We start from the raw sequence: 20256 nt of genomic DNA, 5'->3' as shown, positions 1-20256 counted from the left end.
GGGCAGACGGGGGAGGCCGCTGTGAGCGCCAAGGTCGACTTCAAGAAGACGATGGAGCGCTACCGTGCACGCTCCGGCCGATTCGACCGGCTCGACGTGCCGGCGACGACCTATCTCATGGTCGACGGTGCCGGAGACCCGAGCACGGCACCGGCGTTCACCGCCGCGATCGAGACCCTCTACCCGGTGGCCTACACACTGAAGTTCCATTCGAAGGACACGTATGGCCGCGACTATGTCGTCCCACCGCTGGAGAGTCTCTGGTGGGCTGAGGACATGACAGCCTTCACCACCGCCCGGGACAAGACGCAGTGGCAGTGGACGCTCATGCTCATGGTCCCCGGCTGGCTCACCGCAGACGATATCGATGTTGCAATCACTGCGGCACGCCGGAAAGCAGAGAAGAAGGGCCGGGCACTCCCGCTCATCGGCAGCTTGCGCGAAGGCGAGCTTGCGGAGGGCACATGCTTTCAGACCCTGCACATCGGCAGCTTCGATGACAATGCCGGCGTGCTGGCCGAACTGCATGAGTCGGTGATACCGGCCGCCGGGATGAAAACCCGGCGGCCGGCACCACGAGATCTACCTATCGGACTTCCGGCGCACGGCACCGCAGCACCGCCGGACCATCCTGCGCCAGCCGGTCAGCTGATCCTCGTCTCCACCGCCTCGGGCGCGGTGTCGGCAGCAGGCGGTCCGAAGGTCGGTTCGGGCAGGTAGACCTGCCCGCCGCGGGCAAGGAACTCCTGAGCCTTGGCCTGCATGCCGGCGATTGCTGCCTGCGCCTCGGCGCTTCCATAGGTGTCGCGGATGTCCTGGGAGATGCGCATCGAGCAGAACTTCGGCCCGCACATCGAACAGAAATGGGCAGTCTTGGCCGGTTCAGCCGGCAGCGTCTCGTCGTGGAACGCCTCAGCGGTCTCCGGATCGAGACCGAGGGCGAACTGGTCACGCCACCGGAACTCGAAGCGGGCCTTCGACAGGGCGTCATCGCGCTCATGCGCACCAGGGTGGCCCTTGGCCAGGTCGGCGGCGTGGGCGGCGATCTTGTAGGTGATGACACCGGTTTTGACGTCATCGCGGTTCGGCAGGCCCAGATGTTCCTTCGGGGTGACATAGCACAGCATCGCGGTGCCGTAGCGGGCGATCTCCGTCGCCCCGATCGCCGAGGTGATGTGATCATAACCAGGCGCGATGTCGGTCACGAGCGGGCCGAGGGTGTAGAAGGGCGCACCGTGGCACAGCTCCTGCTGACGCTCGACGTTCTCACGGATCCTGTGCAGCGGAATGTGGCCAGGTCCTTCGACCATGACCTGCACGTCGTGCTCCCACGCCCGCTGGGTCAGCTCAGCCAGCGTGTCGAGCTCAGCGAACTGCGCGGCATCGTTGGCATCGGCGATCGAACCCGGGCGCAGGCCATCGCCTAAGGAGAAGGCGACGTCGTACTGGGCGAAGATCTCGCACAGCTCATCGAAGTGGGTGTAGAGGAAGTTCTCCTCGTGATGCGCCAGGCACCATCCGGCCATGATCGATCCGCCGCGCGAGACGATCCCGGTGACCCGTTCGGCGGTCAGCGGCACGTAGCGCAGCAGCACACCGGCATGGACGGTCATGTAGTCGACGCCCTGTTCGCACTGTTCGATGACGGTGTCGCGGTAGATCTCCCACGTCAGCTTCTCCGCCTCACCATCGACCTTCTCCAGAGCTTGGTAGATCGGCACGGTGCCGATCGGGATGGGGGAGTTGCGCAGGATCCATTCGCGGGTGGTGTGGATGTCGTTGCCCGTCGAAAGATCCATGAGCGTATCGGCGCCCCACTTGGCCGCCCAGTTGAGCTTGGCGACCTCCTCGCTGATCGAGCTGGTGACAGCGGAGTTGCCGATGTTGGCGTTGATCTTGACGAGGAACTTCCGCCCGATGATCATGGGCTCGGACTCCGGGTGGTTGATGTTGGCCGGGATGATCGCCCGGCCGGCGGCGACTTCGCTTCTGACGAGTTCGACGTCGCATTGTTCGCGCAGTGCGACGAAGCGCATCTCGGGGGTGATGACACCGGTGCGTGCGTAGTGCATCTGCGTCACCCGCTTGCCGGGCTTGGCCCGCCGAGGTGTGGGCACCCGGCCCTGCCACTGCTGGGAGGGCCGGCCGCGGCGGACTGCCGCCCGGCCGTCATCGGCGAGCTTCCTGCCGCGGCCCGTGTGCTCTTCGGAGTCCCCACGGGCGGCGATCCACTCCGCACGCCACGGTGCCAGTCCCTCCTCGGGCACGCTGCCGGGTCCCATCGTCCGGTAGACCTGGACCGGGGGATTGGCCCGTTGGCCGGGCGAGTCGTCGAGGTGGATCTCAGTGACGGGCACGCGGATGCCGTGCGCAGCATCCTCAACCCACCCGAGGCGGTGCTTGTGGTGCTGCTCGGAGCGCGGCTGGTCAGCAGCGGTCTCGGAGGCGTGCGTGTTCTCAGGGGGGAATGCAGACAACGATGTCCCTCACTTCCTACGTCGGTATTAACCGAATCAGGTTCAGCGGTCCCGGACGCCGTGTCCGGTCTCAGCCTCACTGTGAGGCTCCCGCGTGGTCAGCTCAATCTATATCACATCTGATCAGAGAGGTGGAGCCGTCGTTCGCCTCCTGTTCACCTGTCTGTCGTTGAATGGCAGGCATGCTGCCTTCCGCCTCCTCGCCTGAGCGCCCGCCTGCCGCTGCACCCGCCAGCCGCGGCTCCGTTGCCGAGGTGTTCTGGATCTTCCTGCGGCTGGGGCTCACCTCCTTCGGCGGTCCGGTCGCCCACCTCGGGTACTTCCGTGAGGCCTTCGTCGAGCGCCGCAGCTGGCTCAGCGACCGCGCTTATGCCGATCTCGTCGCGCTGTGCCAGTTCCTGCCGGGCCCGGCCTCCAGCCAGGTCGGTATGGCGCTGGGCCTCAAGCGCGCCCGCTTCGCCGGCATGCTCGCCGCCTGGGTCGCGTTCACCCTGCCCTCGGCGCTTGCGCTGGCGGCCTTCGGCTTCGGCATCCATGCCCTCGGCGACCTCGGCGACGCCGGCTGGCTCACCGGACTCAAGGTCGCAGCCGTTGCCGTCGTCGCGCATGCGGTGCTCGGCATGGCGCGCTCGCTGACTCCCGACGCACCGCGGGCGAGCATCGCGGTCGCCGCCCTGGCCATCGCCCTGCTGGTGCCCACCGCATGGGCGCAGGTCGCTGCGATCGTGCTCGCCGGCATCATCGGGTTGGTGTGGCTGCGTCCGGCCGTGCCCGAGGCGGCAGACGCCTCAGACGGGCAGGGGCACCTGTTCCGGGTGCGTGTGCCGATGCCGGCGGCCGCCGGCAGCCTCATCCTCTTCGCCGTCCTGCTCATCGGGCTGCCAGTCATCGCGCGGCTCACCGGCAGCGATGCGCTGCAGCTGGCCGATGTGTTCTACCGTGCCGGCGCGCTCGTGTTCGGCGGCGGGCACGTCGTGCTGCCGCTGCTGCAGGCCGAGCTCGTGCCCACCGGGATCGTCTCGAACGACGCCTTCCTCGCCGGGTACGGTGCCGCCCAGGCAGTGCCCGGCCCGCTGTTCACCTTCGCCGCCTACCTCGGCACGGTGAGCACCACCTCGGCTACGGGAGCGGTGGGCGCGGCGATCGCGCTGGGCGCGGTATTCCTGCCGGCAGCGCTGCTCGTCATCGGCACCCTGCCGCTGTGGCAGAGGCTTGCCGCGCACCGGCTGGCTCGCCGGGCGCTGAGCGGCGTCAACGCCGGCGTGGTCGGGATCCTCGCTGCCGCGCTGTACCAGCCGGTCTTCACCACCGGCATCACCTCTGCGCTGACACTCGTCATCGGAGCTGCCGCCTTCGTCGCGCTGAGCGCGTGGAAGGCTCCGGCCTGGGCCGTTGTCATCGCCGCCGGACTGCTCGGCGTCTTCGTCCTCTGAACCGCCGGGCGCAGTGGGGGCTGAACCGCCGGGCTCCTCGGGGCTGCAGCGCCGGGCTCAGCGGCGGGGACGCACGAACGGGAAAGTCAGCACCTCTCGGATCGTGGTGTTCGTCATGAGCATGACGAGCCGATCCATGCCGATTCCGAGCCCGCCTGCCGGCGGCATCCCCGCCTCGAGCGCGGCGAGGAAGTCCTCATCGACCTCCATCGCCTCGGCGTCGCCGTGGGCGGCCTTCCACGACTGCTCGGTCAGCCGGCGCCGCTGCTCGATCGGATCGGCCAGCTCGGAGTAGGCGGTGCCGACCTCCATGCCGTTGATGACGAGATCCCAGCGCTCGACCAGTCCCGGTTTCGACCGGTGCGGGCCGGTCAGCGGCGAGGTCTCGGCGGGGAAATCGCAGTAGAAGGTCGGCGTGACGGTCTCCGCCTCGACGAGCTCGCCATAGAGCTCCTCGATGATCGCACCGGGCCCCATCGTCTGCGTCAGGGCGATGCCGTGATCGCGGGCGAGCTCCATGAGGATCTCCATGTCCGTGTCCAGTGAGATCGGTGCGGCCAGCCGCTGGGAGAGCGCTTCGCACACCGGCACCAGCGGCCAGTCCCCGGAGATGTCGGTCAGCTCCCGGGCCGGTGCTCCGGAGTCGTCGAGGTCGCCGGTGAGCAGCGGCAGCTGAGGGCTGCCGTGGATCGTCGTGGCCACAGTCTGGATGAGTTGCTGCGTCAGCCGCGCCATATCGACATAGTCGGAGAACGGCAGATACGCCTCCAGGGAGGTGAACTCCGGGTTGTGCGTGGCATCGGCGCCTTCGTTGCGGAAGTTGCGCGACAGTTCGAAGATCGGGCCCGAACCGGCCACGAGCAGCCGCTTGAGGTAGAGCTCCGGGGCGATGCGCAGCGTCAGCGGCGTCGAATAGGCGTTGATGTAGGTGTGGAACGGCCGGGCGGTCGCCCCGCCGTGGACCGTGTTGAGTACCGGGGTCTCGACCTCGGCGAAGCCGCGCTCGGTCAGCACCCGGCGGGTGGTCGCCATCACCTGCGACCGCGTTTCGAGCAGGCGCAGCGCTGCCGGGTTGACGAGCAGATCGAGAGATCGGTGCCGGGCCCGGAACTCCGCATTGCCGATGCCCCCGAACGGGATCGGCACAAGCGCCTTGGCCGCCGGCGTCAGCCCGGTGGCGAGGACCGACGGGGTGCCGGTGCGTGAGCGCCCCCGCCGGCCGGTGACCACGACGATGTCACCGGTGTCGAGAGCATCGGTGAGTGCCGCGAAGTCACCGTCGAGGCTGTCGCGCTCGAGCACCACCTGCACGTTCGCGTCACGGTCGATGAGGTCGGCGAAGACGACACCGCCGTGCCGGCGCAGATGCCGGATCCGGCCGCTGACCGGCACCTCGTCGGGCCACGCATCGATCCCGCCGATCTCGGCCAGCGACCGCTGTGCCCGCAGCCCGATCGGATACGGCGGCAGGCCGGCCGCCTGCAGCTGTTCGGCGTGGTCGATGCGGTGCTGCGTCACCGGTGCACGGCGGGCCTGCTGCGGCATCCGCTCAGCCCGCACCGCACTCAGCGCTGCGCTGAGCTCCTGCAGCTCGGAGTCGTTGAGCTCACCACCGGCTGCCGGCCGGCCGAACACCTCCGGCAGGAAGCCCTCCGCCATCGAGAAGGCCAGCGCGGCCGGGGCGAGGGCACCGGAGACCGGTACGCACAGATAGCGCGGACGCCAGTCGGGCAGGTACTTCTTGTTCGAGCGGTACAGCGATTCGAGCTGGAAGTAGCGGTCGAAGAAGCCGAGCAGCCGGGACTGGAAGCCAACGCTCGGCCTGCGTCCGACGCGTTCGGCTTCGGAGAACAAGCGGCGGAACATCACGAAGTTGAGCGACACCTCGTCGATGCCGTGCTCTTCGGCCCAGCCGACGAGTGCTGCGACCATCGCCTCGGTGATGCCGTTGGGGGCCAGCCGGCGGTCATGGCGCATGACATCGAGACTCAGCCCAGAGCCGACGGGAACGAAGCTCAGCAGCCCGACCGGCCCCTCGGCGCCGGCGGCGGTGACGATGACGGTGTCAGCGTCAGCGGGATCGCCCCAGCGATTCAGTGCCATCGTGAACCCGCGGTCGGCCTCCCCGCCACGCCACCTCTCAGCGCACCGGCCCCACTCCTGCAGCTCCGCGGTGGGCAGCTCGGAGAGCCGCCTCACCTGGATCGACACACCGGCCCGGGCGACGCGCTTGGCGGCGCGGGCGACCTCAGCCAGGCCGGAGAGGCGCAGATCGAACTGCTGCGGGCGGATGATCGCCTCATCGCCCATCGGGATGATCGAGAAGCCGCGGGCGGCGAAGGCCCGCGCGCCGGCTTCGGAGACCGAACAGGCCACCGGGACCTGCCCGAATGAGCGGGCGTGGGCGATCCAGCCATCAATCGCCTGCCCCCAATGCGCCGGATTGCCCAGCGGGTCACCGCCGGCGAGGCTGTGGGAGCCCTGCTGGCGGAAGGTCACCGCGGAGTCGTCACCGGGGGAGAAGATCGCATCCCGGTCGCGGCGGGTGGCGAAGTACGCCAGCGAGTCCTCACCCGGGAAGCGCTCGAGGAGGGTGCGCAGCCGGATCTCCTGCGCTGCATGCCAGGAGCCCGGAGTGCGGGTCGGCCGCAGCAGCACGTAGACGGTGAGGAAGATCGTCACCGCCGTCAGCGTCGAGATCGTCACCGGAACCCAGAACGGCAGATGCCTGACATCGAACTGGTCGGGATCACCCGCCGAGAAGGCCCGCAGCAGTGCAGCGGTCACCGCGTCGAAGCCGAACTCGGCGTCGTGGATCGTCAGCGCCGAGGCGATGACGGCGTAGGCAAGGGTGACGAGGCCGCCGATGATGAAGACGATGCTCGCGCGCAGCCCGGCGGTGAAGCCGACGCGGGCGGGGAACATCGGCAGCAGCCAGATGCCCAGGGCGATGATCGCCAGTGAGGCGATGAGGCTGAGGATGTGCAGACTGACGATCGCGACGAGCATCGCCGTGGTCTCGATGCCGAGGTGGTCGTTGGCGGCGGCGACGAGGACACCGCTGGCGGCGAGCAGGCCGAGGAGCTCGAAGGCGATGATGATGCCCAGTGCCAGCCGCATCCGCCGCATGAGCATCCACGCCAGGATGAACAGGGTGACGATCGATGCCGGGTTCGGTGCCAGCGGCGTGATGAAGGTGCCGAACACGATGCCCGGCCAGAAGCCCAGTCCCGGCGCCAGCCGATCGAGCAGCCAGATCGCCAGCGCGCAGAAAGCGGCAGCGAGAAAGACGCTTGTGAGGATGCGGGAGGCGCGCTCGCGGCGCGGGGAGGACGGTGCAGAGTGCATATGGAGGATTCGCTATCGGGTCAGCAGCGGGAGTGGACAGGGCGAGGCGGCGCGTCGGAGCGCGCTGCTTCACTGTAGCGAATCCCGCTGGGAGACCCGGTGGGCAGCAGCAGAGCCCGCCGGTGATCCGACGGGCTCTGCCCAGTGCTGCGATTCAGTGCCGCCAGGTGTCGACGGGTGGATCGGCTTCGGTCTTGCTGATGATGAGGTGGGTGCCGTCTTCCTGCAGAATTGCCTCGTCTCCGTGTGCTGCCGCAGCCGCGGCAGTGCGCGCCTCGGAATCGTCTTCGACATAGCCGACGCGTTCGCCCTTGCCGACCTGCGAGTCGCCAAGCACCTTCTCGGCGGCCTCTTCGATCTTGTCAAGACCCTTCGAGCCTGAGCTGCTCGATTCCTGTCCGCTCTTCGTCATGGTCATCGCCTCCTTTGTCCATCCAGCTTATGCCGACACTCGCGTGCTTGGAAACCTCAACGGGCGTGTCGGTGACCGTTCAGCTCAGGGTGTCGAAGAATCCCCGCGCTGCGTCGTCGAACGGTTCGGAGCGGCGGGTGCTTGTTCGGATCTGCACCATCACCGATTCGGCTCGCGCGCACACGGTCTCGTCGACGACGATCACCTGTTCGACCGTCAGCGAGGAGGTGCCGACCCGGCTGATCCGGCTGCCGATCGTCACGGTGCCCGGCCAGTGGACTTCCTGCAGATAGTCGATCGTGATCCGCGCGAGTACGAATTCGCGGTCGCTGACCTCGGCGTGCCGCTCGATCTGGGAGATGATCTCGACGCGACCGGTTTCGAAGAGCGTCGCGAAGACCGCGTTGTTGATGTGGCCTTGTCTGTCGGTGTCGGAATAGCGCAGTTTGTCCGTCGTGGTGAGCGGAAAATCCGCTGGAGAGAGATCGTCGTGCATACCCCCATGGTGGCACAGTGGAGAGTAGAATCGAGGCCATCCTCGTGCCGGGAGCGGTCCGCACGTCGGCTCATGTGTGCAGCGTTTGCAATCCGCTATATATTCAGGTCTGAATGTGACGTGCTGGCGTGGCAGAATGATTGAAGCCTGAACCAGTCATCCCGATCAATGGAAAGGTGGAGCCATGGCTGATCTGCGGATCTCCGATGCTGCTTTGTTCATGGGGGTCAGTGATGACACCCTTCGCCGGTGGATCCACGCCGGAAAGCTCTCCCATCGCCTCGACAGCAGCGGGCGCGCCGTCGTCGATGGAGCTGAGCTCGCCGAGCTGGCCCGCGCGACCGCGGCCCTGCCGAAGGATCCGGCCGCTGTGCAGTCCTCGGCCCGCAACCGGTTCGTTGGTCTCGTCACCGCCGTGAAGAAGGACGGCGTCATGGCCCAGGTCGATGTTCAGTGCGGTCCCTACCGGGTCGTCTCTCTCATGTCGGCTGAGGCTGCCGAGGAGCTTGAGCTCACCGTCGGCGACGTCACAACCGTCGTCGTCAAGGCCACCCAGGTGCTGTTGGAGATGCCGAAGCGCTGACTCGGGTGCGGCGCGTGTGTGCAGGCGCGCCCGCCCAGACCTCTATAGATCCGCATCTGCGGGTCGAGGTGGAAAGAGCCTCGTAATCATCGTGTGGAATCCCGCGCATCGAACGCACATGCAGTGCTACGGTGTGCTCAAGCTGGCGGGGACTGCTGCCAGCATGGACACGCAGCAAGGGAGCCACACTCATGAAATCGAAGCTCATCACCACCGGTGCGCTCACGGCGGCCGCCGCCCTCACGCTCACCGCCTGCTCCGGCGGGTCCGGCAACAGCGCCGGGTCAGACAACGGCGCCGAGTCCGGCGGCGGCTCCATCACCGTCTTCGCTGCCGCCTCTCTCAACCAGGTCTTCGCCGATCTCGGCGAGTCCTTCGAGGAGGAGACCGGCACCTCCGTCGACTTCTCCTTCGGCGGCTCCTCCGACCTCGTCGCCCAGATGCAGGCCGGGGCTCCTGCCGACGTGTTCGCCTCAGCCAATGAAAAGAACATGGACAAGATGACCGACGAGGACCTGATGGAGGGCCAGCCGCAGATGTTCGCCACCAACACCCTCACCATCGTCACCGCCCCAGACAACCCCAAGGGCGTCAAAGACCTGCACAGCCTGAGCGCCGATGACATCTCACTGGTCATCTGCGCACCCGAGGTGCCCTGCGGTGCCGCCACCCAGGAGGTCGCCGAGCTCGCCGGTGTCGAACTCTCACCTGTGAGCGAGGAGAACGCAGTGACCGATGTGCTCGGCAAGGTCACCTCCGGCCAGGCTGACGCCGGACTCGTGTACGTCACCGACGCCACCGGTGCCGGAGATGACGTCACCGCCGTGGACTTCCCCGAAGCCGCCGATGTCATCAACAACTACCCGATCGGCGTGCTGAAGTCCTCGGAGAACGTCGAGGCCGCCCAGCAGTGGGTCGACTACGTGCTCTCCGACACCGGCCGGGAAGCGCTGGCTGACGCCGGCTTCGGCTCACCGTGAGTCACGCTGGTCTGCCGCGCTGGCTCTGGCTGCCCGCAGCCTGCGGGGCGGCCATCGTCATCGTGCCCATCATCGGGCTGCTGACCCAGGTGCCCTACGCCTCCCTATGGGACCTCATCAGCTCGGACTCGGCGCTGACCGCTCTGCGACTGTCGCTGCAGACCTCGCTGGCAGCTACCGGACTGTGCCTGCTCGGCGGAGTGCCGCTGGCCTTCGTTCTCGCCCGCGCCCGGTTCCCCGGCCGGCGAGTGCTGCGCTCGCTGGGCCTGCTGCCCTTGGTGCTGCCGCCGGTCGTCGGCGGCATCGCACTGCTGTACACCTTTGGGCGCATGGGCCTCATCGGCAGCTACCTCGAAGCAGGCGGCATCTCGATCGCCTTCACCGCCATCGCGGTCGTCCTGGCGCAGACCTTCGTGTCGCTGCCCTTCATGGTCATGACGCTCGAAGGCGCGCTGCGCAGCACCGACCCGCGCTATGAGCGCATCGCCGCAGGTCTGGGCGCCAGCCCCACCCGCACCCTGCTGACGGTGACGATTCCGGTGCTCGCCCCAGCCCTCGCCTCGGGCACGGTGCTGTGCTTCGCCCGGGCACTGGGCGAGTTCGGCGCCACCCTCACCTTCGCCGGCTCCCTGCGGGGCCGCACCCGCACGATGCCGCTGGAGATCTACCTGGCCCGCGAAACCGACCCGGCCCAGGCGATCGCGCTGTCGGTCGTGCTCATGGTCATCGCCTTCACCATCGTCGTAGCCACCTACCGCACCCCGAAGCAGGCCCGCGGATGAGCGAACTGCATGCCGCGATCACCCTGCCGGCCCGCGGACTCGACATCGACATCGCAGTCCCGGCCGGTTCGACGACCGCCCTCATCGGGCCCAATGGGGCCGGGAAGTCAACGACCTTCGATGTGCTCTCCGGGCTGCTGACCCCGCCTGAGGCGGAGATCACCCTGGGGGATCGCCCGATCGTGCGCACCACCGGCCGGAAGGTGCGGGTGCCCTCCCATAAGCGCGGGATCGTGCAGCTGGCACAGGCGCCGCTGCTGTTTCCCACCATGACGGTTGCCGACAACGTCGCCTTCGCGCTGCGCTGCCGCGGAGTGGCCCGGCGGGACGCCCACGCCCGGGCGGTCGAGATGCTCGAGCGCGTCGATCTGGCCGGGATGGACGACAGGCGGCCCCACCAGCTCTCCGGCGGTCAGGCGCAGCGGGCGGCGATCGCCCGGGCTGCGATCGCTGACCCGGATCTGCTGCTGCTCGATGAGCCGATGTCAGCCCTCGACCGCGACAGCGTCCCGCACATCCGCGCGCTGCTGGCCGAGCTGCTCGGTGATGCCACCGCGCTGCTCATCAGTCATGATCGTGCCGATGTCGAGGCACTGGCCGACCGGGTCATCGTCCTCGATAACGGAGCTGTCGTCCAGACCGGCACCGCAGCAGACGTGGCCGCTGACTCGGTGCCCGGGTTCGCCACCCGCTTCTTCAGCTGATGAGGTGAGTGCCGTTCGCCGAACGGCGGTGCACGGATGCAGCGCTTCGATACGATATGCAGCACGTTCCGTGCACAGGAAGGCAGTCGTGGTCTCAGATGGTTCGGGATCTCGGAGATGAATGGCAGATGGGTGGAGACTTCAGTCTCCCAGGCCGGCGCAGCACGTCCGCGCGGCCGCTTCCGGAACTGGGCACCGATGAATTGCGCAGTGAGTGGCGATTTCGGAGGGATCGTCGTGCCGACGAGCGTCGACGCCGCGTCTTCGGTCTTCTCATAGCGACTCTGCTTGCTGCGCTGATGCTGGGCCTGGCATTCGTCTCATACAGGTCGTTGGGCGCCAACCCGCTCGCCGTCATCTGCGGACTCTTTGCCGTTGTGGGTCTTGCTGTCTCCGCGATTCTCTTCGGCAAACCTAACGAGCGCGAGCCTAGACACATGACTGCACTGCAGGAGATCGAGTGGCTGCTCCGGCAGCGAGGGGAGTCGCTGCGTCCGAAAGAGTGAGAGCTCAGCGACAGCGTCCTGCACATGCGAAGCGGGCGGCGAACCCGGTGCCCGGATTTGCTGCCCGCTTCTTCAGCTGAGCCTCAGTAGGCCTTGATGCGCTGTTCGACGATGAGGTGGATGAGCGCGAACTGCCCGTCGGCGACGGCCGCGAAGGCGGTGTCGAGAGCGGCCGGGATGTCCTTGTCTTGCTCGACGCGGATTCCGACACCCCCGAAGGCCTGCGCGTACATCGCGAAGTCCGGGTTCTCCAGTTGCGTGCCGGAGATCCGCTTCGGGTATGCCCGCTCCTGGTGGGTCCGGATCGTGCCGTACTCCTGGTTGTCCATCACGATGACGAGCGGCGTCGCACCGTACTGCTTGGCGGTGGCCAGCTCCTGCGCATTCATGAGGAACTCACCATCACCGGCGATCGAGATGATCTGGCGCTCGGGATGCATGAGGCTGGCCGCCACCGCCGAGGGCACCGAATAGCCCATCGAGCCGTTGCGTGCAGAGATCATCGAGGCGTAGCCATTGGTGGGGAAGTAGCGGTGCGCCCAGTTCGTGTGCTCACCGGCACCGAAGGTCACCATCGCATCCTCGTCGAGCCGAGGGACGAGATTGGCCATCAGCGTCGCCATCTTCGCCTGCCCGTCACCAGGCTCGGCCGGCGGCAGCGTGGAGAACTCCACCTGCGTGGCGCGCAGCTCATTCGTCCACGTCCGCCACTCATCGCGCACCGGCAGATCCATGCGGACAAGGTCGCGGACGAACACATCGGGCTTGGCGACGATCTGATGCGTCACCGGGCCGGAGCGGCCGCGCAGCGAGGGGTCGATGGTGACGATGAAGTTCTTGCGTCCCCAGTTCTGCCGGGCGGTGAAGCCATCGGTGATGACATCGCCGGGCACAGTGCCGACGAACACGAGCAGATCGGAGTTGTCGAGCACCTCGTGGGTGTGCTGCGGGCGGCCGTATCCCAGCGGTCCCACGTAGCTCGGCGAGCCGAAGGGCACCGTGCCCTCACAGCGCCATTCGGCTGCGGCCGGCAGATTGTGTGCCTCCAGCCAGCGGGTGAACACCTCGGCGCCCTCATGGGTCCAGTCATTGCCGCCGTAGACGAACAGCGGCCGCTCCGACTCCAGCAGCGCAGACTTCAGCGCCTTCCAGTCGGTGACTGTCATACCGCCCTGGGCGACCGGGATCTGCGGGTGCAGGATGCCGTTGTTCGGCTGCGTGATGATGTCCTCGGGCAGGCCCACGACCACCGGACCAGGGCGCCCGGACACGGCTGCGAACATCGCCTCGGCGACGACCTCGGAGGCGCGCTCCGGGTGGTCGAGGATCATGACCCGCTTCGCACCGGTGTCGAACCAGGCCTTCGCATCGAACTCCTGGAAGGCCTCCTTCTCACGATGCTCGAAGGGGATGAGACCGACGAACAGCACCATCGCCGTCGAGTCCTGCCAGGCGGTGTGCAGGCCGACATGCGCATTCGCCGCACCCGGCCCACGGGTGACCATCGCGATGCCGGGCAGCTCGCCGAGCTTGCCGTCGGCTTCGGCCATATACGCAGCACCGCCCTCATGGCGGCAGACGATGGTCTCGATCGCCGAATCGTGCAGACCGTCGAGCACATCGAGGAAGCTCTCGCCGGGAACAACATGGACACGCTTGACTCCATGGGCGGCAAGCGATTTGACGATCACATGACCGGCGGAGGTTCCGGTCGCTGACGATGCTGCTGACATGCGGCTCACATCCTGTGGGTGATGCGGAATCTATCTGGTTAGGCAGAGACTGTAGCAACCGGCATCTGTCGGCGCCTGGCTTCTCACAGTCTGGTGACCGGGGTGCTGGACATCACGCCGAGGTGCCCGACCCCTCCCGAGGCGCCAGTCGGGCTATGCTGGGACGGGGCCGCCGCTCGGGGGCCGGAGACAGGGCAGTGAACCGGAGACAGGGCAGTGAAAGCGGGGGAGCAGCCATGGCCACTCGCAGACGCACCGCCTGGGTGCTCACGGGTCTGCTCGCCGCTGCCGTTGCGGCCGTGCTCGTCATCATCGCGGTGATGAATCCGCAGCTGGGCTCCTCACCGCTCGATGCCGCCAAGCGGGCGGCGCAGTCCTTCGTCGATGACGCGGTAGAGGCCGGACCGTGGACCGCGCCCGAGGCGGCAGCCCGGTCCCATGCCGAGCTGCAGGCCCAGCTGCGTCCGGCCGGGCTGCAGGCCCCGGTGTCCGTCACCGTCATCGACCTCGAGGACATCGACGCCGCCAGGAAGCGGGCGACCCTGTCGTGGGCATGGCAGACGAATCCTCGCTCCCGCACCCAGGTGCCGGACTGGAGCTACACCTCGCAGCTGGACGTCGTCAAGGCGGACCTGTCGTGGAAGGCCGAGTACCAGCCAGCCGTCGTGCACCCGCAGCTGCACACCGATGCCGCTGTCGAGGTGACAGTCGAAGCCCCGGAGCGGGCGAAGATCCTCGGTGCCGGCGATGAGGTGCTCACCAGCGTCGAACCGGTCGTCAGCATCGGCATCGAACCTGCCCGCACCGATGACCCGCGCACCACCGCCGCCGATACCGCCGCAGCCCTGTCCGAGCTCGCTGAGATCGACGCAGAGGCGCTCACCGGCCGGATCGAGAAGGCCGGCGCGCACGCCTTCGTTCCCGTCATCACGATCCGGGCCGATGACTACCGGCGGCTCGCCGAGGATCTGCGTCCGATCCCCGGCACCGTGTTCCGCACCCTCGACATGTCGATCCCCGTCCACCAGGGCTTGGCGCCGCTGCTGCTCGGCCGCGTCGATGAGGCCACCGCTGAGGACCTCGATGAGGATCCGCTGCTGCGCGAGGGCGACCTCGTCGGCCAGTCGGGTCTGCAGAAGCTCTACCAGGCTGAGCTTTCCGGCCGCACCGGCGTCAACCTGCAGATCGATGAGGAGACGGTCCTCACCGTCGATGCGGTGCCGGCACCGCCGGTGAAGACGACGATCGACCGCGAACTCCAGCGCAGCGCCGACGCCGCTGCACAGGCGACCGGTGCGGCCACCGGCATCGTCGTCATCGACGCGAAATCAGGTCAGGTGCGCGCTGTCGCCAACGCCGGCGGAGATGGCGGCTTCGACCGTGCGCTCAGCGGACACTACCCGGACTCGCCAGCCCATGCTCTCGCCACGGCGCTGCAGGACTCCCGCGGTTCCGACGCCGAGGTGCTCGCCGCCCTCGGCCTGGAGCGCATCGACCTCGGCATGCCGGCGTCCGCCTCTGCCGAGGGACAGCCCACCGGCAGCCCGCTGAGCGTTGCAGTCTCCGCCGCCCGCGCGCTCACCGGTGAGCGCCCGCCGGTCCGCCTCGTGACCTCGGTCGCCGGTGAGGATTTCGACCCGCCAGCAGATGATGCGGCATTGAGCGGGGACGAACAGCAGGAGCTCAGCGCCCTGCTGGACCCGTTCTTCATCGACATCGACAGCACCCCGAGTACCTCAGCCGGCAGCGGTGCCGCCGCGACAGCGCCGATATGGTCCATCACTGCACATGACGGGCTCATCGCCGCGGCGGTCGTTGAAGCTCCCAAGGCCGGAGCCTCAGGCGCCGACACCTCGAACGCGGAGAGCTCGGACAGCGATGCCGCGCATGCCGATGCTGAGGCAGTGCTGCGCCTGCTGTTCGACGCCAGCTGAGCCGCACACCTACGATTGCTTCCCGCGCAACGGCACTCCGCTCAACGGCACTCCGGCCGCGAGCACCCCTGTCGCTGTGATCGGCAGGGCGCGTGTTGAGAGGCGCTGCACCGGCAGACCGCACAGTAGGCTGAGACCATGTCGAACTGCGTCATCGTCGTCTACACGCCCATCGAAACCGCCGATGCTGTCCGCGCTGCGCTGGCACAGGCGGGCGCAGGCGCCATCGGTGACTACACCGGATGCTCGTTCTCCAGTCGCGGCATCGGACGCTTCACGCCGCGAGCAGGCGCGAACCCGACCATCGGCGCCGTCGATCGTGCCGAAGAGGTCCCCGAAGAGCGCATCGAAGTCATCTGCCCACGCGAGCGCGTCGCTGCCGCACTTGATGCGATGATCGCCGCACATCCCTATGAGGAGCCGGCCTACCATGTGCTGCCGGTGATGACCCGTGCCGACTTCTGAGCCGTCGATTCCTGTGCTGCTGACTTCCGAGCCGCAGAATCCTGCGCTGCCGACGGGTCGCCGCAGCCCCGGCGGCCGCCGGATGCAGGCAAGCACGCGCACTGGCCTCATCGCACTGCTCGGCACCGCCGCACTCGTGCTGAGCGGCTGCGGCCTCGGTGAGGACACCTCGGGAGAGCCCGAGCCGGCCAGCGACTATACCGTCGACGCCGAGGCGTCCGTCGCCGAGAGCCCGATCTGGTCGGCTGCCGATGAGCAGTCGATGCTGCGCATCGCTGTTCCCTTTGACCATGCGGGAATCGGCTACCTGGAGACGAACCAGAGCGTGCCGACCGGTTTCGCTGTCGAGATCGGCAGCCTCGTCGCCGGCCGCCTCGGTTTCGCTGCACACCAGATCACCTGGGTCGACGCCGGTGACGATCCCGCAGCAGTCCTCGATGGGGATGAACCTGCTGCCGATCTGCTCATCGACACCCCCGACCAGCCGATCCCCGATATCGGACCGGCTGCCGAGCCCGACAGCGACGACACCGATGCGGACGAACCACAGGAGACCCCGGCCGATCTGGCCGGGCCCTACCACCTCGGCGGCCAGGCGCTGCTGAGCGCAGCCTCCCATAGCCTCGACACCGTCGCCGAACTCAGCGATGAAACCGTCTGCGCCGTCCCGGACTCACCTGGCCGGACGGTGCTGGAAGAGCAGACCGATGCGGAGGTCGTCGAACGCGATGCCCTGGCCGAGTGCGTGACAGCACTGGCAGCCGGGGAGGTCGACGCGGTCATCGGCGCTGATCTCGACCTGCATGCGCTGGCAGCGCAGGACCAGCAGGCGCTCACCGTCACCGCCGATCGGTTCGATCCGGCCGGCTACTGGATCCGCATGCGCGAGGAGGACCCCGCGCTGGCCGAGGCGATCGCCGGCGGCATCGCAGCAGCCGCTGAGGACGGCGAATGGGATATTGCAGTCGAATCGGCCTTCGGCAGAGAGATCGAGCTGAGCCCACCGCCTGCAGACTGAGGTGCCGGTGCTGGGGACGGTGCGGGGATGAGCTGTGGCAGGTGCCTGCATTAGGGTTGGATCATGAGCCAGATCACGCTGCGCAATGCGCGCCTGTTCGCCGAGGACCATTTCACTGAGCCGACATCGCTGAACATCAGCAAGGGCCGCATCGCCGCCACCGGCGAGGACGCCGCACATGCTGCCGGTGAGGCATCAGCAGAGAGCATCGACATCGACGGCGGCTTCGTCATGCCCGGCTTCATCGAAAGCCACGGCCACCCGAGCATGTACGGGCGCACGCTGCTGCAGGTCGATGTGCGTCCAGCAGTCGTCACGAGCATCGCCGAGATCCAGGAGGCGATCGCTGCCGCTGCACGCGAGACCGAGGCTGGCGGCTGGATCCGCGGAGCCGGCTGGGACGAGACCTATCTGGCTGAGGACCGCGTGCCCACCCGCGCAGACCTCGACGCCGTGGCACCGGACCATCCTGTGGTGCTCACGCGCACCTGCCGGCACATGCTGCTCGTCAACTCCAAGGCTCTCGAACTCAGCGGCGTCGACGAGAACACCCCGGACCCCACCGGCGGGCGCCTCGTCAAGGACAGCTCCGGGCAGCTGACCGGTCTGTGCCAGGAGAAGGCGATGGACCTCATCGCCGTGCCCGACTACGAGCCGGCGGAGCTGGCTGGCGGCTTCGCCCGCGCCGAGCAGCAGTTCCTCGACTGGGGCATCACCACCGTGCACGATATGTCGACCAGCCGCGCTGACCTGCGCCTGTACACCGAACTGGCTGCCGAGGGCAGACTCGGCGTCCGCCTGCGCCCATGGCTGTGGGCGCTCACTCAGATGGGCTACGACGGCATCCTCGACGGCGCGCTCGAAGCCGGCGTCACGAGCGGCCTCGGCGATGACTGGATGCGCATCCAGGGTGCGAAGTTCGTCCTCGATGGGGGAGTGGGCGGTAAGACCGCAGCCCTGTGCTGCCCCTATGAGAACAGTGACGAGACCGGCATCCTCTACATTGATGACGAGACCCTGACCGAACACCTGCGGGCAGCCACCGCCGGCGGCCTGCGGCTGGCGATCCACAGCATCGGCGACGCTGCGATCGCTCAGGCCCGCCGGGCACTGCAGAACATCGGCGACGATGAGGCGATCCGCAGTCGGCGGACCCGCATTGAGCACTGCACACTGCCGACGGATGAGGACCTTGACTTCCTCGCCGACTGGAACATCATCGCCGCCTCCTCGGTCGGCTTCATCTACCACCTCGGCGACTCCTACCTCAAGGTCCTCGGCCGCGAGCGGATGCCGCGGGTCTACCCGCACCGCTCCTTCATCGACCGCGGGATCATCGCCCCGGGCAACTCCGATGTGCCGGTGACCAACGGCAACCCTTGGGAGGGCATCTTCGGTGCGGTGACGCGGACGACGAAGACCGGCCAGGTCCTCGACAGCGAACAGAACATCACCCTGCCCGAGGCGATCCGCGCCTACACCTCGGACGCGGCCTACACCTCGTTCGAGGAGGCTGCGCTCGGCACTCTGGCACCCGGCGCCCACGCCGATCTGCAGGTCTACGACCGCGACCCCTTCGCCTGCAGCCCGGAGGAGTGGCTGGAGCTCAGGCCGCAGGCCGTCTATGTCGCAGGCACCGCACGCCAGCTCAGCGCTCAGCGCTGAGACCTTCTCAGTTCAGGCTCAGTTCAGGAGGCACCCCGATGGAAGACCCGGTACTCGTCACCAAGCCCGTCGAAGTCGTCGACAATCTCTCCCGCGACCGATTCGAGCTGTGGCTCTCGGGACCCAGTCGCACCTTCGTCGGGTTCCTCGGCTACACGACGCGCGAACCCGGGGTCTACGAACTCCAGCACACGATCATCGACGAGGCCTTCGGCCGGCAGGGCTACGCACGCACGCTCGTGACCAAGGTGCTGCAGCAGCTTGAGGAGCGCGAGGAGAAGATCATCCCCGTCTGCTCCTATGTCCAGCGCTACCTTGAGCGCTTCCCACAGTTCGGCTCACTCGTCGCCGAACAGTGAGCCGCGGCCGCTTCCGAGCATTCACCCCTTACCCCGCATTCACCGGCAGTGTGGGGCCGCGCCTGGCCGCCGGGCCGGGAATGAGAAAACCCCGCTCGCACGGAGCGGGGTGGTGGCTCCCCCGGCTGGGCTCGAACCAGCGACCCTTCGATTAACAGTCGAATGCTCTGCCAACTGAGCTACGGAGGAAAAGCGTGACCGTGATGATCACGCGAGAAACCACTTTAGCATCGGGATCGGCGACATCTCAAATCACTGTGCTGGTGAGGTGTCTCACCGCCGCGATAAGCGTGGATGCCCGCTGGCAGCAGGGCCGCGCGGAGTATGTGTCCGGCGTGAGAATCACCACCTAGCCAGGTGTGAGAGGGGCCGGTGAGCCGCGGGCTACACTTAGCCGGGTGACGACACTTGTGGCGATCCTCCTTGCGTTCTTCGCAGCCATCGCGCTGGCCTATGCCGCGCTGCTGCAGCACACTGGCGTCAACGACCGCGAGGAGGATTCGACCCGTTTCCAGCTGAGCGAGTTCATCCGCATCCTCCGCAACCGCCGCTGGATGCTCGGCCTCCTCATTCTCATCCTCGGCAATGCTGCCAATATCATCGGCCTCACCATCGCCCCGGTCATGGTGGTCCAGCCGATCGGCGCCGTCGCGCTCATCACTGCCGTCATTCTCGCCGTCACCCATCGCGGGCTGGCTCTCAGCCGCACGATCGTGATCGCCGTCGGCACCTGCGGTCTGTCGGTGGCGGCATTCGTCGCGATCGCCGCGGTCATCGGCCGCTACGAAGTCCACTACGGCGCCAGCGCCCACCGCGTCGCCTGGATCGCTGTCGCGCTGACCGTTGTCTTCGGCCTCATCATCCTCATCCGCCGACACCCGCCCCAGCTGCTGCTCATCACCGCCTCGGGGCTGCTGTTCGCCACCGTCGCCACGAACGTGCACATCCTGACGAACCAGTTCTTCGACACCGGCCTGAGCGGCGTCACGTGGTTTAACGTGCTCAGCCTCGTGCTGGCCGGCGCGATCGGCAGCTGGTTCGTCCAAGCCGCCTACGCCGCCGGCCCACCGGAGATGGTCATCGCAGGTCTGACCGTCATCGACCCGATCTTCGCGGTGCTGCTCGGCTCGATCGTGCTCGGTGAGGCGATGGGCGCCTCCGTGCTGCAGCTTGTGCTCATGGCCGTCACCGGCGTCATCGCCTGCTGCGCAGTCATCGCACTGTCCCGGTATCATCCAGACGTAGTAGCCAAGGAGCGCCAACGCATGACCGCCAAGTACGGCGCACCGCACTCGCACCCGCGCCATCGACCAGCCGACTGATACCAAGAGGACCATCGTTGACCCAGACCGAGCAGAGCA

Annotated in this window: 18 protein-coding genes, 1 tRNA gene and 1 riboswitch; of the genes, 13 read left to right on the top strand and 6 right to left on the bottom strand. The window is 67.5% G+C overall.

Translation table 11 applies throughout. The features are described from left to right. The first annotated feature begins 21 nt into the window (after window positions 1–21). Window positions 22–720 carry a GyrI-like domain-containing protein gene (locus ACFFN1_RS04305; protein WP_376838941.1) on the top strand — a complete coding sequence of 233 codons (699 nt, stop codon included), beginning with the start codon at window positions 22–24 and terminating at the stop codon, window positions 718–720. Here ACFFN1_RS04305 and thiC read toward each other — a convergent pair. Next, a complete protein-coding gene (gene thiC / locus ACFFN1_RS04300) occupies window positions 645–2477 on the bottom strand; it encodes a phosphomethylpyrimidine synthase ThiC (protein WP_376838938.1) in 1833 nt (610 codons plus the stop codon). The genes ACFFN1_RS04305 and thiC overlap by 76 nt on opposite strands. Beyond that, window positions 2474–2581: riboswitch (TPP riboswitch) on the bottom strand. It overlaps the preceding gene by 4 nt. 78 nt (window positions 2582–2659) lie before the next feature. Between thiC and chrA the strand changes: the two genes are divergently transcribed. Beyond that, a complete protein-coding gene (gene chrA, locus ACFFN1_RS04295) occupies window positions 2660–3910 on the top strand; it encodes a chromate efflux transporter (RefSeq protein WP_376838936.1) in 1251 nt (416 codons plus the stop codon). Between the two features lie 57 nt (window positions 3911–3967). On the opposite strand, the gene lysX is transcribed toward chrA, so the two are convergent. The 3 genes from lysX to ACFFN1_RS04280 form a co-directional block, all read right to left on the bottom strand. Continuing rightward, window positions 3968–7258, bottom strand: a complete 3291-nt coding sequence (lysX, locus tag ACFFN1_RS04290) for a bifunctional lysylphosphatidylglycerol synthetase/lysine--tRNA ligase LysX (protein ID WP_376838934.1) — start codon at window positions 7256–7258, stop codon at window positions 3968–3970. A 154-nt stretch (window positions 7259–7412) separates the two neighbouring features. Beyond that, window positions 7413–7676, bottom strand: a complete 264-nt coding sequence (locus tag ACFFN1_RS04285; RefSeq protein ID WP_376838932.1) for a hypothetical protein — start codon at window positions 7674–7676, stop codon at window positions 7413–7415. A 73-nt stretch (window positions 7677–7749) separates the two neighbouring features. After that, window positions 7750–8166, bottom strand: coding sequence for an acyl-CoA thioesterase (locus ACFFN1_RS04280; protein WP_376838930.1), 417 nt, complete (start codon window positions 8164–8166; stop codon window positions 7750–7752). A gap of 184 nt (window positions 8167–8350) precedes the next feature. On the opposite strand from ACFFN1_RS04280, the gene ACFFN1_RS04275 reads away from it, so the two are divergent. The 5 genes from ACFFN1_RS04275 to ACFFN1_RS04255 all read left to right on the top strand — a co-directional run bounded on the left by ACFFN1_RS04275 (window position 8351) and on the right by ACFFN1_RS04255 (window position 11721). Continuing rightward, window positions 8351–8749 (top strand): TOBE domain-containing protein, encoded by a 399-nt coding sequence (locus tag ACFFN1_RS04275; RefSeq protein ID WP_376838927.1) that lies wholly within the window; start codon window positions 8351–8353, stop codon window positions 8747–8749. A 191-nt stretch (window positions 8750–8940) separates the two neighbouring features. Continuing rightward, window positions 8941–9729: a molybdate ABC transporter substrate-binding protein gene (gene modA / locus ACFFN1_RS04270; RefSeq protein WP_376838924.1), complete on the top strand. Its 789-nt coding sequence runs from the start codon at window positions 8941–8943 to the stop codon at window positions 9727–9729. Continuing rightward, window positions 9726–10511 carry an ABC transporter permease gene (locus tag ACFFN1_RS04265; RefSeq protein WP_376838921.1) on the top strand — a complete coding sequence of 262 codons (786 nt, stop codon included), beginning with the start codon at window positions 9726–9728 and terminating at the stop codon, window positions 10509–10511. The genes modA and ACFFN1_RS04265 overlap by 4 nt, the downstream gene beginning before the upstream one ends. Beyond that, window positions 10508–11215 (top strand): ABC transporter ATP-binding protein, encoded by a 708-nt coding sequence (locus ACFFN1_RS04260; protein WP_376838919.1) that lies wholly within the window; start codon window positions 10508–10510, stop codon window positions 11213–11215. Before ACFFN1_RS04265 ends, ACFFN1_RS04260 begins: the two co-directional genes overlap by 4 nt. Window positions 11216–11343: 128 nt before the next feature. Beyond that, window positions 11344–11721 carry a hypothetical protein gene (locus ACFFN1_RS04255; protein WP_376838917.1) on the top strand — a complete coding sequence of 126 codons (378 nt, stop codon included), beginning with the start codon at window positions 11344–11346 and terminating at the stop codon, window positions 11719–11721. Between the two features lie 83 nt (window positions 11722–11804). Here ACFFN1_RS04255 and ACFFN1_RS04250 read toward each other — a convergent pair whose 3' ends face one another. Next, complete coding sequence (locus tag ACFFN1_RS04250) at window positions 11805–13454, bottom strand: thiamine pyrophosphate-dependent enzyme (RefSeq protein ID WP_376838915.1); 1650 nt, start codon at window positions 13452–13454, stop codon at window positions 11805–11807. Window positions 13455–13690: 236 nt separating this feature from the next. Here ACFFN1_RS04250 and ACFFN1_RS04245 point away from each other — a divergent pair, with 236 nt between their 5' ends. From ACFFN1_RS04245 to ACFFN1_RS04225, 5 genes are all read left to right on the top strand, one after another. After that, window positions 13691–15388, top strand: a complete 1698-nt coding sequence (locus ACFFN1_RS04245; protein ID WP_376838913.1) for a penicillin-binding transpeptidase domain-containing protein — start codon at window positions 13691–13693, stop codon at window positions 15386–15388. Window positions 15389–15526: 138 nt separating this feature from the next. Further along, window positions 15527–15853, top strand: a complete 327-nt coding sequence (locus ACFFN1_RS04240; RefSeq protein WP_376838911.1) for a YqfO family protein — start codon at window positions 15527–15529, stop codon at window positions 15851–15853. Continuing rightward, on the top strand, window positions 15840–16871 hold the full coding sequence (locus ACFFN1_RS04235) for a type 2 periplasmic-binding domain-containing protein (RefSeq protein WP_376838909.1): 1032 nt from the start codon (window positions 15840–15842) through the stop codon (window positions 16869–16871). The genes ACFFN1_RS04240 and ACFFN1_RS04235 overlap by 14 nt, the downstream gene beginning before the upstream one ends. A gap of 63 nt (window positions 16872–16934) precedes the next feature. Then, window positions 16935–18536, top strand: a complete 1602-nt coding sequence (locus ACFFN1_RS04230) for an amidohydrolase (protein ID WP_376838907.1) — start codon at window positions 16935–16937, stop codon at window positions 18534–18536. 38 nt (window positions 18537–18574) lie between these two features. Then, on the top strand, window positions 18575–18895 hold the full coding sequence (locus tag ACFFN1_RS04225; RefSeq protein WP_376838905.1) for a GNAT family N-acetyltransferase: 321 nt from the start codon (window positions 18575–18577) through the stop codon (window positions 18893–18895). 113 nt (window positions 18896–19008) lie between these two features. Here the strand turns inward: ACFFN1_RS04225 and ACFFN1_RS04220 are convergent. Next, window positions 19009–19084, bottom strand: a tRNA-Asn gene (locus ACFFN1_RS04220). Between the two features lie 209 nt (window positions 19085–19293). Between ACFFN1_RS04220 and ACFFN1_RS04215 the strand changes: the two genes are divergently transcribed. After that, on the top strand, window positions 19294–20217 hold the full coding sequence (locus ACFFN1_RS04215) for a DMT family protein (RefSeq protein WP_376838902.1): 924 nt from the start codon (window positions 19294–19296) through the stop codon (window positions 20215–20217). Window positions 20218–20256 lie beyond the last annotated feature (39 nt).

The organism is Brevibacterium otitidis, assembly GCF_042429315.1.
Lineage (GTDB): Bacteria > Actinomycetota > Actinomycetes > Actinomycetales > Brevibacteriaceae > Brevibacterium > Brevibacterium otitidis.
This window is presented reverse-complemented; position numbering and strand designations above follow the sequence as displayed.

Excerpts from the sequence above, each read along its gene's own strand:
- modA (WP_376838924.1), top strand. The coding sequence starts at position 8,941 with ATGAAATCGAAGCTCATCACCACCGGTGCGCTCACGGCGGCCGCCGCC.
- ACFFN1_RS04260 (WP_376838919.1), top strand. The coding sequence starts at position 10,508 with ATGAGCGAACTGCATGCCGCGATCACCCTGCCGGCCCGCGGACTCGAC.
- ACFFN1_RS04250 (WP_376838915.1), bottom strand. The coding sequence starts at position 13,454 with ATGTCAGCAGCATCGTCAGCGACCGGAACCTCCGCCGGTCATGTGATC.
- ACFFN1_RS04230 (WP_376838907.1), top strand. The coding sequence starts at position 16,935 with ATGAGCCAGATCACGCTGCGCAATGCGCGCCTGTTCGCCGAGGACCAT.
- ACFFN1_RS04240 (WP_376838911.1), top strand. The coding sequence starts at position 15,527 with ATGTCGAACTGCGTCATCGTCGTCTACACGCCCATCGAAACCGCCGAT.
- ACFFN1_RS04255 (WP_376838917.1), top strand. The coding sequence starts at position 11,344 with ATGGGTGGAGACTTCAGTCTCCCAGGCCGGCGCAGCACGTCCGCGCGG.
- ACFFN1_RS04225 (WP_376838905.1), top strand. The coding sequence starts at position 18,575 with ATGGAAGACCCGGTACTCGTCACCAAGCCCGTCGAAGTCGTCGACAAT.
- ACFFN1_RS04275 (WP_376838927.1), top strand. The coding sequence starts at position 8,351 with ATGGCTGATCTGCGGATCTCCGATGCTGCTTTGTTCATGGGGGTCAGT.
- lysX (WP_376838934.1), bottom strand. The coding sequence starts at position 7,258 with ATGCACTCTGCACCGTCCTCCCCGCGCCGCGAGCGCGCCTCCCGCATC.
- ACFFN1_RS04280 (WP_376838930.1), bottom strand. The coding sequence starts at position 8,166 with ATGCACGACGATCTCTCTCCAGCGGATTTTCCGCTCACCACGACGGAC.
- chrA (WP_376838936.1), top strand. The coding sequence starts at position 2,660 with ATGCTGCCTTCCGCCTCCTCGCCTGAGCGCCCGCCTGCCGCTGCACCC.
- ACFFN1_RS04285 (WP_376838932.1), bottom strand. The coding sequence starts at position 7,676 with ATGACCATGACGAAGAGCGGACAGGAATCGAGCAGCTCAGGCTCGAAG.
- ACFFN1_RS04245 (WP_376838913.1), top strand. The coding sequence starts at position 13,691 with ATGGCCACTCGCAGACGCACCGCCTGGGTGCTCACGGGTCTGCTCGCC.